Raw genomic sequence first — 16,782 nt, 5'->3', positions numbered from 1 at the left:
TAGTTTGATCCAAACTCTGGCTCAATTTTTTGTACTCAGTTTCTTATACTCAATTCTTATACTCAATTTCTTAACTTAATTTCGTCCAATAATTCTTATCACTCAAATTTTTCCAGTTAATTTCTTCCAAAATCCCTGCAATTTCTTTTTTCTCTATTTCTCTGATTATTGTTTTATTTTCATCGGCTCCCCGCAACATGTTATGTTGCCGATACAGCAGGCATCGGTCGAACAGCAGGCTTCCCCACATGCATTTACAACTTTGAGCTCAAACCCGCACCCTTCACAGACAAGAACCTGACCCTCTTTCAATTCGCTGCAGTTCATTCGTGTCACCTCAATTTGATTGATGTAAAAAAGTATGTAACTCAGGTTCAAACTGCTTTTGAAACAGTGATTCTGAACATTGTTCCATGAAGGCGGAGATTCTTTAGCTGTGCCTGAAAAAATAAGAGGGAAAGAAGAGGAAGGAAAAGGCAGAAACCTTTCCTTCTTTCACGGTTTATCTTTTTCAGCGATCCAGACTTGATTCAACCCCTCTGGAAACTGCCAGTTCTTTAGCAGCGGTAATTCCCGGAGAGCCCGGATGTTCTTTAAAAATCCTGTATATTCTGAGCAGCAGGTATCCTGAGAGCAAAAACGACAGAACATCCGAGATCGGGTAAGCTGCCCAGACTCCGTCCAGCTCGTAAAAGCCAGGAAGGATGACAACAAGCGGGATCAGGAAAAGAATCTGCCTGCTGAGAGAGAGGAGGAAAGACGGTCTGGCTTTTCCAAGCGCCTGGAAAACCGTCATAGAGACCACGTTCAATCCTACCAGAGGCATCCCGAGAAGCATGATCTTTACAGCGTGTGTCCCGACATCGAGGTACTGCGGATCTGCACTGAAAAGCCCGAGAATCTGTTCCGTGAAGAAATAAATGACAAGCAGGCCAAATGTCCCAAATGCCGTGGTTGCCATAAGAGTCAGTTTTATGGCTCTAGCTATCCTTCCAAACTGCTTTGCTCCGTAATTATACCCTACGATTGGCTGCAGGCCAAAGGACATGCCAAGAAGCGGCAGGAAGATGAAGGAATTGACCTTGATTATTACGCCAAAAACAGCGACTGCAACATCTCCTCCATAGGTTGCAAGGGCGTTGTATACGAAGATCATCATAATACTGCTCGATATCTGCATGACAAAAGAGCCGACTCCTATGGACCCGATATCTTTTATAATTTTAATGTCAGGTTTCAGGTATCTGGATTTAAAATGCACAGCTCCTTTTCCTTTAAGGCAGTACTGAAGCAGCCAGATAGAGCTCACTACCTGAGACAGTACGGTTGCAATTGCAGCTCCCTTCACACCCATATCTAAGCCGAACATAAAGACAGGGTCAAGGATAATATTGAGGCCCGCTCCTATAAGCATTACATTCATTGCAAGGCGGGCATTTCCTTCGGCTCTGACAATATTCTGAACAGCCACTCCGAAGACAAAGAAAACCGCTCCTAAAATTATGTATTCAAGGTATTCCCTGGCATAGGGCATGATGCCTGGAGTTGCACCGAAGATTTCCAGAATTGTATCCAGGAAAAGAAGGTAGGGAATAGCAATAATTATGCTGAGGATCAGGCTAAGGGAAAAAACGTTTCCCAGAGTTTTCTCGGCTTTTTCTAACTCTTTTGCTCCGAGGGCTCGCGAGATTATCGAAGACCCTCCTGTCCCGAGAACAACCCCGAAGGCCATGATTATCATCTGGATCGGGAAAGCTATCGACAGCCCGCCTATAGCCTGGACACTGTCTGCCCCATATACCTGCCCCACGAAAAATGTATCCACAACATTATAGAGAGCCTGAACTAACATTCCGACTATTACAGGAGCCGAAAGCTTGAACAGGAGCTTCCCTATACTCTCTTTTCCCAGAAATTCACTTTTTTGTTCCATATTTTATGCGCTTCCATATCGTTTTTATTTCGCATCACACTGCTTTTCCTGACACCTCTGTTCGATTCCTGATCCGCAGAGTTTAACCGAAGCTTTGTGGACAAGCAGCCTGAAATTTTCTTTTTCTTCGTGTGTGAAATCTGAAAGAAGAGTATCAACGAAAGAATTCAGCTTTTCAAGAATTATATCTCTCATTTCCTTCCCTTTTTCAGTAAGGTAAACCCTGTAAGCACGGAGATCGTTTTCATCTTTTTGCCTGTAAACATACCCCTCTTTTTCCAGGCTCTGAATCGCCCTGGTGCTTGTGGCTTTGCTTATTTTCAGTATTTTCGCAAGGGCTTCCTGAGAAATGCCGTCCTTCCGGTACAGGACCATCAGGAAATCAAATTGTCCGCTCCCAATCCCGTAATCTTCAAGTTCCTTTGCCATATATGCAAGGTGGCTCCGGTAGATGTGGGCGATCGGGCCGCAGATCTCTCTTGGGTCTTCCATGAGTTATCCTCCGTTTTATAAGCTGGGAGGCTTGTTTTAGGATAAAATAGTTTAACAGGTAATTTTATAGAGATTAATATAATAGTTACATGTGAAACTATATTCTTGCCCTCTGTAAGGGCTTTATATATATAATAGTTATGGAGGAATGACAGAAAAAACAGTAATTATTCAGGAGTATGAAGTCAGGAGTTTTAAAAACACAATTACTAATTTTTTTCTTCCTTTAAAAATTACTGGGAGTTTTTTGTAGTTTAATTTTTTTAGTTTCCACTAAAGTAGTAAAAGCAGTGAATTAATGCCATTACTGGAACTTTTTCCAGCCCTCAGGCTCTTTTTATGAATTTTTGGAATAATACGTACACGTGTGGATAATCACAACACGCATGTGTGGCTTTATTTATTTATTTATTTATTTATTTATTTATTTATTTATTTATGATAGCATAAAAAAATTTTATCATAATATACACTATGACACAACAGCAAATTAACAAACCAATAATAATTGCACAAATAACAACCCATTCAAATCGGAAATAGCGTTAAGGTTCTGCTGCTTGCTGGAAGCACAATAGGCATACATTACGCTGGCTATCATTTTAAATACGAAAATTAGAAGTATCCCAGGCCTGGTTCTGCCCTGATTTTGCTCTCATCCCTCTTTTTTGGAGCCAGCCTTTTTTTGATTACCCAGATTTACAATATCAATGCTAATAACAGCACTCTTGTCCTGATATGGATTATTGGGGTTTTTCCACTCATTTACGGTTACATGTCCACTCCGATAGCAGGACTTTGCTCTCTTCTCTTTTACCTCTGGATCGGCCTTCTTTATTCTGAGAGAACCGGCCTTGAGAACCTGATAAGTATGAAAGACCTGTTCCTCATATCAGGAATTGCTGTACATTTTTCCGGGATTCTCCACAGCCTTGCAGAAAAAGCAAAACACGCTGAAAAGACTTTTTAAGTTCATGGGATTACAGGCTGTACTTATTGCTTTATTTGCTTACACCTTCGAAATCTGGCAATATAAAGTAGAGGAAATAATCCCTGTAATTTATGCTATATCAGGAATCCTCTTTCTGGCGGTCCTGCTCTCAAAACCACTACATGAAAAGTCACAGGGAGCTTTCATGCAGACCTGGGCATTTCTATAATCTCACTCCTGATGGCAGGGATAACTCTCACAACAATATATATCCCTGATTTTATCCCCTCCCCGGAAAAATTTTACATGATTCTTTTTAATGTGATCTTTCTGGGTCTTTTGACTCTTCTCCTTTATGCCGGATACAGCACAGAAGATATAGGAACAGTAAGCACTGCAATGTTCTGGTTTATTCTCCTCATTTTTGCGAGATATTTCGACTTCTTCTGGGAACTGCTTCCGAGGTCACTCTTTTTTATGCTCGGCGGCTTTGTCCTGCTGGTCATAAGTATTGTTCTGAAAAGAAAAAGAAGGGAGCTGAAGGTTCAATTTTCCGGAAGAGAAGAAGTTGATGTAAAGGTTGTTGTTGACAGATACGGAAATGCCGTGATCAGGAGCTTATTAATCGGCGGGGAGGAGGTAGATATTTAATCTGATTTCAAATTCGTCCAGAAAGAACATCTTTATTCAGAAAGAACATCTCTATTCAGAATATAGCCCCTTCTGAAAGAGCTTCCAAAAACAAAAAAGTAAAGGGAGGAAAGAATCTTCTCTTTCCTTCTACGGTTACCTTCTATAGTTACCTTCTATAGTTACCTTCTATAGTTACCTTCTATAGTTACCTTCTATGATTACCTTCTATAGTTACCTTCTATGATTACCTTTTATTGTTTTTCTACAGCAGCGCTGGTCCTCTCCGAAATCCAGTCTCCGATCAATTCCAGAGCTGTCGGTGAAATCGTTTCTTCAATTCTTGCATACTCAGATGGAGATCCTGTTTGAGAGGTCTGGAAAAGGTGATTGAGACCCGGAAGTTCTTTTACCGTATAGTCCTGGTTGCCTCCTGCTTCAAGGGCTTCTTCTATTGCCTGAAGGTTCTCCTCAGGAGGCACCTGGAGGTCTTTTTCACCATTTATTGCGAGTACGGGGCATTTAACTTTTATGAGGGTGGGTCTGGGATCGTATGTCAGGAAGTTTCGCATCCAGGGTGATAGTAGAGACTGGATCTGGGCATCGAGGTCGGCTTCGGAATAGCCGGCGCTCTGTTTTTCTTCTTCGCTCATATTTGCCATTTCATCCATCATAAGCTTCCGAAGTTTTTCTGCAGCAATTTCATCATTCTGTTCCTCTTTTATCGCAGAGTATATGCTTTTCATAAGGGCATTATTCCGGGCTATTGTCTCATTGTCCACCCCTTCTGCCCTGGAAATCAGTTCACTTTGAAGGTAGAGGATTTCCTCGCCTGTAATTCCGGGCCCTGCCATCAGTACGATGAATGCAACGTCCCGGGACTCCACTGCTACAATTGGAGCAATTAAACCTCCTTCACTGTGCCCTATCAATCCTATCTGCGTCGGGTCTATCTCTTCGCGGCTTTTTAAATAATCAATACCTGCAAGCACATCTCCTGCGAAATCTTCAGAAGTAGCCTGTGAGAAGTCTCCGGTTGAACCTCCTGTTCCACGGTCATCGACCCGCAGGACAGCGATTCCCCTTTGAGTCAGGTAGTCCGACAGTACAAGGAACGGACGGTGTCCCAGGAGTTCTTCGTCACGGTTTTGCTGGCCGGAACCACTTATAAGGATCACTGCCGGGAAAGGACCTTCAGACCTCGGGAGGGTTAATGTGCCTGCAAGCTTCACTCCTGCTCCTTCATTTTCATAAACCACTTCTTCTTCGTCATAAGGATAGGGTCTTACAGGGTCCTGCTCTCTTCGCGTGTCAGGGGTTTCGTCTATGCGAGAAAGCACAAGCGGGAGAGATATACCTGACTGTTTCCATTCCCCTTCTATTGTCTTTCCGTCCTCTTTGAGTGTACCCTCAAAACTGCCCCTTATGGATTTTACATCAAGGCGGAGTTTACTGTCCTTATAGGTGACAGTTTCTACAGGTATTCCTTTTACTCCCTGGTCAAGACTGTCCATTGTAGCATTAACGGAACCATCAGGGCTGGAAGAAATATTGAATAACAGCCTTACTTCCATTCCGCCCTGAACTTCAAGGGTCCCAAGCCAGAGCCCTTCCACTTCTTTGAGGTCCTGGTTATTATCAGTATTCACTTCAGACTCAGCCGGCTTGGAGACACATCCGGAACAAGCTGCGATAATAAGCAGCAAGAATAGACAGATTACTATTTTAGAATTCATAAAAAGCCTTGCTTCGACAAGATATTTAAATGTATCAGGCTTTTTACTGCCGTATGTTCCAGGTAAAAAAAGGTCCTCATCTGGCAGTCCTTCTCGGTTGTATTCTCTACGGGATGACAGGCTTATTTCTTGCCGGCATTAATAACCTGCCCATAACTTCAATAATATTTTATCGCCTGTTCTTCGGGCTTGCCTTTATCTTTACTTTTCTTCTGGCAACCGGGAGGCTTGGAGAACTTAAACCTGGAAAAAGAAAATTTCGCCTTCTCCTGCAGGGTGTTATTGTCACCGTAAACATGTTCTTTTATTTCCTCTGCGTGAGAGAAACATGTTTCTCCGTGGCGATCCTGCTTGAATATACTGCCCCGATTTACGTGATGCTGGCTTCACCTTTCGTTTTGAAAGAAAAGGTAGGAAAAGAGAGTATTGCAGCTCTTTTTCTTGCAATTGCGGGTGTTTACCTGGTAATCCGGCCTGAAGGCGGATTTGGAGCCTCTGATTTTTCCGGCAGCCAGTTAACTGGAATTGCATCCGGGCTTTTTGCGGGGATTCTCCTTGCAGTTATCATTATGAATGTAAGGGTCCTGAAAAGGGATCATTCGGAATTTGCGATTGCTTTCTGGGGTACGGCTGTTAGCTGTATACTTATGCTGCCTTTTGCGTCTGAAACATCCTTTTCTGTACTTGCCCCGAACCTGTCAACTCTGGCTGCTTTCGGGATCGTTTCCGTGGGCATAGGAGGGGTTTTAACGACCATCGGGTATGCAAACCTTGAATCTCAAACAGGTAGCCTTCTTGCTTTAATTGAGCCTGTTGCGGGTGTCTTTTTTGATCTGGTCTTCCTTGGAGTTGCTCTCTCAACAGGTACACTTGCAGGTTGTGTTCTTGTGCTTGTCGCGGCTATACTTGTGAGTTTCAATGGCTCTCCAAAACCGGCAATGAATTTTACAAATTTCACGGACCCTGCCGAAGTCACCGAAAAATATTGATTTTTACCGTGAAAAATTACAAGACTTCAAATAAAATTACTGTTATTCCACACTCTCCACACTCTCAGTCTCACATGAAAGAACCAGTAAAAATCCTGACCTATAAACCATATTAGCCATACCTTTCCTGTCATGCTTAAGAAGTAAAACAGCCTGTCTCAAAACAAAAAAGAGCCAGAATGCCAGCAAATAAGATGCAAAAATTCTTCGAGTCTCAAAAAATCCGTTCTAATCATTCTTGAAAATACCAATCTCACTTTTATTTACCATCTCAATTTTATTTACCATCTCAATTTTATTTACCATCTCAATTTTATTTACCATCTCAATTTTATTTACCATCTCAATTTTATTTACCATCTCAATTTTATTTACCATCTCAAATCTATTTATCAATCCCAATTCGATTTCAACCATTTTAAGCCCTCTTTCACAAGGTTATTTCTCAATCCTGGCAGAGCCGCAGAAAGTTGCCGGAAGAGTTCCATATTTATTTGCGGTTCAAAAAACGCTTCTTTTTCAGGGATGTAGTTTCTTCCGCCCGAAAATAATAATGGAAAAGTCTAAAAGTATGTTCTTCAAAGTAAATTTGACCTCTTATGAAAATCCATGCCCTGCAGCATTCCGCTCTTAACACACTCGGTAGCATAGAAGAATATATCAGAACCAGAAATCATTCTCTTGAGTCAACCCGTTTTTACAAAACAACGAATCCTCCAGCCCCTGGTTCTTTTGACCTCCTCATTATTATGGGCGGTCCCATGGGAATTTACGACTATGAAGAAAACCCCTGGTTAAGAGATGAAAAAGCCTTTATCAAACAGGCAATTGGCGCAGGAAAACCGGTCCTTGGGATCTGCCTTGGAGCTCAAATGCTTGCCGATGTGCTCGGAGCTCGTGTATACGAAAACCGGCACAGGGAAATGGGCTGGTTCCCTGTAAGGGCGATAGCAGCAGAAAGTAAACCGGAAATACTCAAAGGGCTGCCTGAAGAAATTACGGTTTTTCACTGGCACTCCCGGACCTTTGATACTCCAGCCGGAGCTGTACATCTCTTCCGGAGCGAGGGGTGCAAAAATCAGGGATTTATTTACGAAGGCAGGGTTGTAGCTTTCCAGTTTCACCCTGAAGCTACGGATGAGAGGATCAGAAGCATGATAGGTCGGTTCGGGCTTGAAATTGGGGACGGGCTTTATATGCAGAAAAAAGAGGAAATGCTCGGACAGGAGAGATACCTGGCTGAAACTAAAGAGTTCATGTTCAAGCTGCTCGACGTTTTTGAAAAAATGGTTCATTCCAGCATGCCTGAAGATATTTAAACATCCTTAAAAGAAGTCTTTAAAAGGATCTTTCACCCCTGAGATAAGGGTTGCAATATCTTTCAGTGCCAGGCTCTTCTTAAATCCTGTGGGGAGAGCGATATATTTCGGGCTCCAGACCGGGTTAAACTTTTCCTTAAAGTCCCGCAGGCCCTTGTAGTTATAAATGTAGTCGCCGTTGGCAAAGATCAGAGACCCCACTTTATGCCAGAGTGGAGCAAACTGCCTCTTTTCAAGACCTGAAAGAGGAGCCATCCCGAGGGAGAATCGTCCGTACCCGTTTTCTTTTCCCCAGAGCATCAGTTTGATAAAAAGATATTCCATAGTCCTGTCAGGGGCAGTTGAGCCGTAGCGCATAAGGTCGACACTGAGTTCTTCTTTATTTCCTCCTGCCCATACGTTTGCAAAGGCAACTATTTCTTCATCATTTCTTACAAGTGCGAGAGGAAAATTGCTCAGGTACTTCTCACCAAAAAAGCCCACTGAGAACCTCATCTCTTTTCCGGTTTTTATTTCCAGCCAGGCATCCGAAACTTTTTTGAGCTCGGGGATCAGGGCGGGTACTTCTTCTGAGGGTATGATTTCAAACCTGTAACCCTTTTTTTCTACATTTCTCACTGTATAGCGGAAATCTTTGCCTGCACTGCCTTCCAGGGTAAATGATTCGAGAGGAACTTTAGCTTCCTCACCGATTTTGACGAGCGTCAGGCCGAGATCGAGATAAACCGGAATATATTTTTCGCTAACTTCATAAAAAACAGCCCTTCCCTGGTGCAGTTTGCTCATTTCATAGAAGTCCCAGATAAGTTCTTTTATCTGGTCCCTCTCTCCTACAGGATCTCCCATTGCAATCCAGCTTTTTCCCGAGATTCCGTACATTAAGAAAGCTTTTTTTCTGTCGTCAAAAAGCAGGTATTTGTCTCCTGTAAATGCCAGGTTCCCCCAGGTTTCCTGACTGCATCTTTCAATTTCTTTTGCAAGCTCAAGCTCTTCATTTCCGGGGAGATGGATGTCTTTTGAAAAGGGGCTGAGCATCTTTGTGGTCCCGAGGACGAGCAGGATAAAGAAAACTCCTACCAGTGCCCTTAAAAAGCTTGAAGCCTGGGAATTAACCCCAAATTGCCACCAGAGTTCGTTCGAATATTCCACATTCCTGTATGAAAAAAACCCGAGCCAGACAAAGCTCACTAGCACCAGAATTATTGCAATTATGTTTTCCCTGCTGAAGGACTGGTGCAGGAGCGAGGATTTCCTGTAAAAGTGTTTCCTTGAGGGAAGAAGAAGAATAAACATCGTAAGAAGCACTGCAGCTTCGTGAACATCAAAGTCCTTAAGGAGGGCAAAGATTCCTCCGAGGAAAAGAACTATGAGAGAGAGCACATAAGCTCCATCGATCCTTTTCCAGAGCCCGTTTGCCAGAAGCAGGAGCAGTACACCTATTATGCTCCCAAACATCCTTGAAGCCTCTATGAGTGGCAAAGGCACGAAGTACACGATTTTGTCCAGTGATCTGGGGTCTGAAGGCAGTGCTCCGGAAAAAAGGAGAGAAATTCCTCCCAAAAAAATCAGAATAGAAAAGACCTGAGGAGTTATTTCCAGCAGGCTGGAATATGTTACCTTTCCAGCTTTCTTAAGGAACTCTTTTTTCGATTCAAATTCGTGAAATATGAGGGTCAAAAAACCCAGGAGGAACGGGACAAAATAATATATGAGCCTGAAGACTACTAGAGCTCCTATAATGTCCACTGTCCCAAAATAAGGATCCAGCAGAAACAGCATGATTGTTTCGAAAACAACAAGCCCGCCAGGGACGGTGCTTATCAGTCCTATCAGCTGTGCCAGTGCAAAGAAAACAAGCACATGCAGCAGAGTGATCTGCGGATTTGCGGGCAGAAGCAAATAAATAATGCTCCCGGGAAGCAGGTAGTCCCCGGAGGACAACCCGAGCTGCATTAAGGCAATTTTCGGCTCAGGGATCCTTATTTTATACCCCTTTAGCTCCAGTTCGTGCTTTTTGAATGAGAGATAAAAATAAGCAGCAAGAAGCAGCAATAACAGGATTCCGGCAAGATTTAAGGGGACCGGGAACTCAGGCGCATATTCCGACAATTTCAAAGGATAAAATGTGAAAAGCAAGCCTGTAATAAAGAAAAACCCGATCCAGAAGGTGGAGATGCAAAAAATTATGATTTCCCATATCTGAGCAAGGCTTAAACCATACCCGGAATATAACCTGTAGCGAAGTGAGCCTCCTGTCAGGAAATTAAAACCGGCGGTGTAGCTGATGGACGTGCTGATAAATGAAGTCCTTGCTACCTGCTTATAAGGCAGGGTACGGTTGATATGGCGAGATGCAAGATAGTCGTAACCGGTTAATGCAGCATAACTTAAAAAAGTCAGTAGGATAGCAATACCTATCTGGCTTAAAGGGACACTGGCAATACTTTTCAGGATATAGCTCAGGCCCAGCTGTTCCATCTGCTTATCCAGGGTCCATAAAGCCAGGGCAAATATGATAGCTGGTAAAAGATAACTGACAAGCCTCTTTACTTTAAGGGCTTTTTCCTGTGTACTACCGTTTTCTTTCATCAGGATCGAGTATCCTTTTGCGTTATAAGCTCAGATTAGTGTAGAGTTAATAAAGTAGTTGAGTTACGAATCAAGGTTCAGAAACAAAAATTCACGGTGTTGATTTTACTCTTTTAAAGTAAATATATTTTTTGTCAGTTTTAAAAGAATTCGTGTGATGTTATTTAAATAATAAAAAAGAAATTTGCCTGAAATAAAAACGTCGGTCATATATCAGGCATCCAATATTTGAAAGTCTGCTCCAATCCGATTCATATTTTTTTAGCTTAAAATTTCCATTTTTAGCTTAAAATTTCCATTTTTAGCTTAAAGTTTTCATTTTTTAATTTAAAGCTTTCATTTTTTGCTGACTGTAATATATTTGCGTTTTGTTTCCGTGTCCGTTCCATTGATGTTGTTCACGATTAAGCTGACAGTGTATTTCCCGGCTGTACTGTATGTGTGGGCCACTGCAGGAGCTGTCGAATATGTGCCGTCCCCAAAGTCCCAGATCCTTTCAGTTGCGTTTTCCGATATGTCGGTAAACTTTACAGAAAGGGGGGCAAGACCCTGAGTAACATCACTGTAGAACCTGGCTACAGGAGGAAATGGCTTTTCTAAAACATTTATCGTACCCATTTTTGAATTCGTGCCGTTTTCACTGATTGCCGTAAGGTTAACGGTATAGCTTCCTGGAGCTGAAAACAGGTGAATCGGATTTGCTTCTACGGAATCTATATTTCCGTCGTTTTCAAAGTCCCATGTCCTGTCTGTTGAGTGTCCAGATAGGTCTCTGAATTGTACAGAAAGGGGAGCATAACCCTCCGTAATATTGCTGCTGAAGTTTGCAATGGGGAGCAGAACAGAGTTAGTAAAAGCCTTGATGCATACGTTTGAATTTGCATAGGATGTATTGACATCTGTCCAGGTTGACCCGCTACTACTTATGAAGCTCTCTCCCGTATTCGCTCTTGCTTTACTGCTCCAGCTATCTTTAGGCTTTTCAAGGGGAATCAGATACCTGTAGGAGGGATTTGTGAGTTTTATAACGACTGAGAATTTCTGGCCTGCTATAAGCCGAACTTCGGAATCAAGGGGTATTGTGTGGTAGCCTGCGGTTAAGCATGTCCCATTCTTGGAAAGAACAGGACCTGCCGGATTTATTGGGCCCGAGACCGGATCTGTGTAAATATAAATTTCATAGTTGCAGTTTGAATCCGTGGTATAGAAACTTACGGCTTTAAGTACCTCATCGGATTTTGCGGTAAAGACATTTGAGACCCATGCTAAGGGTTTACTGTATCCCATGCTGGAGACCCACCCAAAGGGGTCATACTGGTAGATGTATTCATAATTCTCCGGATTCTCAGCAGTAAAGACAGAACTTCCATTACCCGCCTTTGAATCATAATAAGATACATAAAAATACCCTTTGTCGCCCCATTCCGGTCCCCAGCTATTTTTCATAATAAATGCACCATTTCCCGGAGGAACTTTTGAAAAATTATTTCTGTCGTAGGAGTCATCCCATCCCACGATGGCCACTGCATGGTTAGGTTCTGAAGTCCCATTAAAGTAATAACTGTAGTATTCGGGAGAGTAAAAAGTATTATTATAATGCATTGTGGTATATACTGCTCCGTAATTCTGCACCGCCCATTTTATTGCTTCATTATCGAGGGGGTCTGCTCTGTCCGGAATAAAAATAACATCCTGGACATGTTTTTTTATAGGCAGGTCTGCCGGAGAAACGCCTGAAAAAGTTGAATAAGGATCATCGCTCTCCTTTACAGGCCCGCTCCAGCGGGCAAGGTAGGCTGCTGCTTGAATCCTGTTTCCTCCATCATTGGGGTCGCGGTCAAATCCTTCCTGATACGCAGAAGAGAGAAGGTTTTTCATGTTATTTTCCGAAAAATCCCAGTCCTCTCCAGGCTTTAAGTATGATTCCAGAGATGAGTAACTTGCAAAAGCCCAGCATGTCCCCGCAGTACCCTGGTCTTTCACACTGGTCAGTCTGTTAAGAGCCCTCAGATCATAATAAGCCGGAGCAGACGCCGCTTTCGGGACAGAAATGTCGCTGATGTAAGAAAGCTCAATAGGTGAAGGTACAAGACCGATTTGATGTCCATCCAGGAAAGGGTCAGGTTCGGGGGAAATATCGCTTTCCTGGTATTCTTCAAATTCAGGGTTTTCCGGCGCGAGTTCAGGGATTGAAGAATCAGCCCCAAACGCTGTCAATGAACCAAGAATCAGAAGTAAAAATATCAATCCGCTGAAGATTGTAACTCTTTTTTTCTTGCTATTGTTATATTTTGTATTGATTTCTTGAATTCTGTTTCTTCCTTTCATGTGCATCTCCTTTCTAACTTTATAAAATGTCTTGAATATCTATTAAAAAAATTACAAAAGTCTACTCTTGAAGCATGTATATTCATCGAGCTGGTCCCAAAACTCAGTATAAGTCTCGGAATTTCAAACTCCTGATAACAGATTGATTGTATGCTGCTGGCAAAAAATTGTGAAGCTCCTGCCTATTGAGAATCAGATTGATTTTGAGATGAGCTCATCCATAGTTACAATTTGAAAAATATTGGGCCATTTATGCCTAACATTTGAAGAAAAAATCAAGTTTTAATGCTGAAAAAGCATACATATTAAAAAAATCAGTAACCTATATATTGTTTTTGCTCTTATATTATTTTTTAATAGTTTTATTTATATTTTAATATATAAAGTTTTCATGATTTTTTAAAAAAGAATCTATAATCATAAATCTATAATCGTAGTATACTGTTCCAACAATAAGATTATTGTAACTGCTCAGAGTATAGTTAACGGCGCTCCTATGAGCGCCGCACGAATACCCTCTAAAACAGGTAAACCGTTCTTTTTTCCTGTAGAAATGTACGCCCTAATTCTGCAGAAAGCTTGCGCTCCCATTGCTTTTCTGAAAGTTCCCGATATTTTCTGCTGTAGTTTCATCATCCTGATATCTCTTTCTGCCTGATTATTATCAAATGGAACTTTCAAATCTGTCAGGAATCTCAGAATCTTTTCTTTGTGTTCTATAAACCTATCCAGCAGATTCCTTGATTTTGTTTTTGGATTTTTACCGCGTTTTCCCTGTTTTTCAGGATTTAGAGAATGCGGATTTTCTTCAAGCGCTCTAATGATAATTGCATCAAACCTTTCTTCCAATGCTTTAATTTGCTCAAAATCAGGTTCTCTTAATTGCTCTTTACACTCATCAGTGTATTTCTTCATCTCAGTGAGCAGTTCATTCATCTCTTTAGCCCATGTCTGTTTATAGTTCTCTTCAATTCCTGTAAGTTCTCTCTGTAAATGAGCGTTACACAGAGCATGATCACAATCATAAACGTTGTAAGGTTTCCATCCATCATGAACTGCTACTCCCTTAAACTTCGGAAGAATTCCCATAGCATCTATTGCTTCTGCTCCTCTTTTTGTATGAGCAAAATAACATGTGTATTTTTCATTAGAAGCTACATGAAGCCAGTGTCTTTTTCCTTCAATCTTCATACCAGTTTCATCAAAATTGATTACAGGCGAGGCTAATAACTTCTCTCTAATAACGTTTTCAAATTCCTCTAAATTCTGGAAACATTCTCTTTCTGCTCTAATTATCGTAGCAGGACAGATTTTTATTCCCATAATGTCTTCAAATAACTCAGAAATTCTATCATAAGGAACAAACTGGTAATTTTTACAGTAAATAGCTGAAGCTAAAATATTAGGGCCATACTGAACCGGATATTTCACTGATTCGGGAAAAACGGCTTTATTCAACTTTCCACAACAAGGACAGGTTTTAATCTGACTTTTATGTTCTGTAACAATTAGATTTACGGGAGGAATGTCAAAGACCTGTCTTCTCTCATAAGCTTCAACTTCAACATTCTCAAGGGTAGATCCGCATTCTTTGCAGCAGGTCAAAGAATGTTCTATTACCTACTCAGGATGATCAACCATATCAAGAGTCGTGCCTGGATGACCTTCCTGACCTCCAGGTTTCTTCCCGCTTGGTTTACGCAGACTCTTGGGATTAGGTTTCTCTTTGACAAAATAATCAGTAGAAGGAGGTCGACTGCTGTTACGACTGTTTTGATTTAAACGAGATTCTAAGGCTACAAGTCTTTCAGTGAGTTCTTTAACTTGAGATTCTAAACTCTCAATGTAAGCTACAATAATTTCAGGATTTGAAGCACAGTAAGAAAGAATCTCATCACGTTTCATAAAGCTAAAAAGGAATCATTTTATATCCAATTTTTCCTCGGAACGAGGAAAAATGTGTAGCCTCGTTAAGGCTACCTGAATAGTTACAGATTATTTTTATAAATGTATGGTAGATTACATCAATATCACAAAAGACGCGATCGCTAAAAAATAATATCATTGGGAATATGATTGTTGGAAAATATTCAGATCATGAATAAGAAAAATATTCAGATTATGAATAAGAAAAATATTCAGATTATGAATAAGAAAAATATTCAGATTATGAATAAGATGATTAAAAAATGAAGTATTTGGTAGAAAGTAATTTAGGAAGGCTCAGAAGAAGATAATTTACGAGGCTTCCCTTTCAGTATGCTTGAAAGGAATAAAACCTGTACATTCTTCATTCCCCGTTTTTACGGTGTTTCTGGAAGCAGATGTTTCATGTTTTGAAGTTACCTCTGAAGTTATCTTTAAAGTTACTGGCTGCTTGATTTCTACTTTTCTGCTGTTTCTCAGGAAATCAAACTCTTTCGAAAGCATGACCATCACAACTGCTGCCATAAGATATTCCGTAGCTGGTGATGCAGCCCAGACACCGTTCAGGTCAAAGAAATGGGGCAGAATAAAAAGCAGGGGGAAAAGGAAGATGAATATCTTTCCAAGATGGATGAAAAGTGCTGCTCTGACCCTGTTGATTGACTGGTAATAAACCGCAGTGAGCAAAACTGTCCCTTCAACAAGCAGAGAGAACATGAAAATATCCATTCCCTGAAGCGTGGCATCGAGCAGCTCCGAGTCCCTCTGGCTGAAGATCTGAACCAGGCTCTCAGGGAAGAGGTATATCAGCGTAAACCCCAGAGCTCCTATCAGGGTACATGATAATATTGTCAATTTCAGGGTTTTTAACACTCTTCCGTAATTACCGGCTCCGTAGTTGAAGCCTATAATCGGCTGGACTCCGAGAGCTATGCCTTCAAAGAGCATGTAGAATATTGAAAATATGTATCCTATAACGCCATATGCTGAGACTGCAAGTTCCGAGCCGTACCTGAGAAGCATGTAGTTCTGTACAAAAAGCATAAGAGCAAATGACATCTGCATGACAAAGGACGGGACACCGGCATTAAGGATCTTCAATGCGGTAGCAGTTTTGACTCTCATGGATTTTATCCTGAGCCTGAGCTTTGCCTGGCTGCTGAGAAGGTGATGAGTAAGCAGCACTGCCGGCAGGACAAAGGAAAGGACTGTTGCTGTGGCTGCACCTGACATCCCCATTTCCATGTGCATGACCAGAAGATAGTCAAGAATAATATTTGCAAGCACGCCTGCAACCATTATTTTCATGCAGAGCCTGGGCTTTCCATTATTCCTTACAAGAGGGTCGAGGGCAATTGCAAGGATCATAAAGACCGAGCCCGCGAAGATTATGTGGAGATATTCACTGGCTAAGGAAAGTGCAGGTCCGTTTGTCCCGAGCAAGCTTATGGAAGTCCTGCAAAAAATCAATCCTCCTGCTGTAAAGACTGCTCCTGCAATGAGGCATAAAGGAAAGGCGTTATTCATAATTTCCAGGGCTTCCCCCGTTTTTCCTTCTCCAAGTCTCAGGGCTATCAGGCTGGATGAGCCTATTCCTATAATTATTCCTGCTGCAATTATAGCCAGATAGGGGGGATATGCGAGGGTGATTCCTGCGAGTCCATGGCTTCCAATTGCATTCCCTATAAAAAAGCCGTCAATAATTCCCTGAATTCCGGCGATAAGCACTCCCACAACTGCCGGGAGGGCGAATTTACAGAACAGATTTAATATATTTCCGGACTTCATTTCTTCATTGCTGATCATGCCATGGCCTCCTCAGGCTGCGGACCTCTACTTCATGAAAATACAGACATGTCTTCAATCATTGTAGACAGATAAAAGCCCGGGCTTTTTCCATCATGAACCT

At 41.7% G+C, this 16,782-nt stretch carries 12 protein-coding genes and 2 pseudogenes; 5 read left to right on the top strand and 9 right to left on the bottom strand.

Going from position 1 to position 16,782, the window contains the following annotated elements:
* Window positions 1-165 precede the first annotated feature (165 nt).
* From MSMAS_RS19215 to MSMAS_RS07935, 3 genes are all read right to left on the bottom strand, one after another.
* The gene (locus MSMAS_RS19215; protein ID WP_015413125.1) at window positions 166-327 is read right to left on the bottom strand and encodes a hypothetical protein; all 162 of its coding nucleotides are present in this window, start codon (window positions 325-327) and stop codon (window positions 166-168) included.
* Between the two features lie 184 nt (window positions 328-511).
* Window positions 512-1,933, bottom strand: a complete 1,422-nt coding sequence (locus tag MSMAS_RS07940; protein ID WP_011035089.1) for an MATE family efflux transporter — start codon at window positions 1,931-1,933, stop codon at window positions 512-514.
* Window positions 1,934-1,957: 24 nt separating this feature from the next.
* Window positions 1,958-2,425, bottom strand: a complete 468-nt coding sequence (locus MSMAS_RS07935; protein ID WP_011035090.1) for a MarR family winged helix-turn-helix transcriptional regulator — start codon at window positions 2,423-2,425, stop codon at window positions 1,958-1,960.
* A gap of 634 nt (window positions 2,426-3,059) precedes the next feature.
* Here MSMAS_RS07935 and MSMAS_RS07930 point away from each other — a divergent pair.
* The 3 genes and pseudogenes from MSMAS_RS07930 to MSMAS_RS07920 form a co-directional block, all read left to right on the top strand.
* A pseudogene (locus MSMAS_RS07930) lies at window positions 3,060-3,395 on the top strand (DUF2157 domain-containing protein); the annotation flags it as partial.
* A 4-nt stretch (window positions 3,396-3,399) separates the two neighbouring features.
* Window positions 3,400-3,585: a hypothetical protein gene (locus MSMAS_RS07925; RefSeq protein WP_015413129.1), complete on the top strand. Its 186-nt coding sequence runs from the start codon at window positions 3,400-3,402 to the stop codon at window positions 3,583-3,585.
* A gap of 11 nt (window positions 3,586-3,596) precedes the next feature.
* Entirely contained in the window at window positions 3,597-4,007 is a 411-nt protein-coding gene (locus MSMAS_RS07920; protein ID WP_011035092.1) for a hypothetical protein, read from the top strand.
* 233 nt (window positions 4,008-4,240) lie between these two features.
* Here the strand turns inward: MSMAS_RS07920 and MSMAS_RS07915 are convergent, their stop codons facing one another.
* Entirely contained in the window at window positions 4,241-5,722 is a 1,482-nt protein-coding gene (locus MSMAS_RS07915; RefSeq protein WP_230625050.1) for an alpha/beta hydrolase family protein, read from the bottom strand.
* 53 nt (window positions 5,723-5,775) lie between these two features.
* Between MSMAS_RS07915 and MSMAS_RS07910 the strand changes: the two genes are divergently transcribed.
* On the top strand, window positions 5,776-6,711 hold the full coding sequence (locus tag MSMAS_RS07910; RefSeq protein ID WP_011035094.1) for a DMT family transporter: 936 nt from the start codon (window positions 5,776-5,778) through the stop codon (window positions 6,709-6,711).
* Between the two features lie 228 nt (window positions 6,712-6,939).
* On the opposite strand, the gene MSMAS_RS07905 is transcribed toward MSMAS_RS07910, so the two are convergent.
* The gene (locus MSMAS_RS07905) at window positions 6,940-7,128 is read right to left on the bottom strand and encodes a hypothetical protein (RefSeq protein WP_048039560.1); all 189 of its coding nucleotides are present in this window, start codon (window positions 7,126-7,128) and stop codon (window positions 6,940-6,942) included.
* A 182-nt stretch (window positions 7,129-7,310) separates the two neighbouring features.
* On the opposite strand from MSMAS_RS07905, the gene MSMAS_RS07900 reads away from it, so the two are divergent.
* Window positions 7,311-8,030 carry a type 1 glutamine amidotransferase gene (locus tag MSMAS_RS07900; RefSeq protein ID WP_011035096.1) on the top strand — a complete coding sequence of 240 codons (720 nt, stop codon included), beginning with the start codon at window positions 7,311-7,313 and terminating at the stop codon, window positions 8,028-8,030.
* A 6-nt stretch (window positions 8,031-8,036) separates the two neighbouring features.
* On the opposite strand, the gene mprF is transcribed toward MSMAS_RS07900, so the two are convergent.
* From mprF to MSMAS_RS07875, 4 genes and pseudogenes are all read right to left on the bottom strand, one after another.
* Window positions 8,037-10,619, bottom strand: a complete 2,583-nt coding sequence (gene mprF, locus MSMAS_RS07895; RefSeq protein WP_011035097.1) for a bifunctional lysylphosphatidylglycerol flippase/synthetase MprF — start codon at window positions 10,617-10,619, stop codon at window positions 8,037-8,039.
* 336 nt (window positions 10,620-10,955) lie between these two features.
* A complete protein-coding gene (locus MSMAS_RS07890; RefSeq protein ID WP_048040599.1) occupies window positions 10,956-12,947 on the bottom strand; it encodes a lectin like domain-containing protein in 1,992 nt (663 codons plus the stop codon).
* A gap of 471 nt (window positions 12,948-13,418) precedes the next feature.
* Window positions 13,419-14,852, bottom strand: a pseudogene (locus MSMAS_RS07885) (IS66-like element ISMma14 family transposase).
* A gap of 333 nt (window positions 14,853-15,185) precedes the next feature.
* Window positions 15,186-16,679: an MATE family efflux transporter gene (locus MSMAS_RS07875; RefSeq protein ID WP_011035099.1), complete on the bottom strand. Its 1,494-nt coding sequence runs from the start codon at window positions 16,677-16,679 to the stop codon at window positions 15,186-15,188.
* Window positions 16,680-16,782 lie beyond the last annotated feature (103 nt).

Source organism: Methanosarcina mazei S-6, assembly GCF_000970205.1.
Taxonomy (GTDB): domain Archaea; phylum Halobacteriota; class Methanosarcinia; order Methanosarcinales; family Methanosarcinaceae; genus Methanosarcina; species Methanosarcina mazei.
This window is presented reverse-complemented; position numbering and strand designations above follow the sequence as displayed.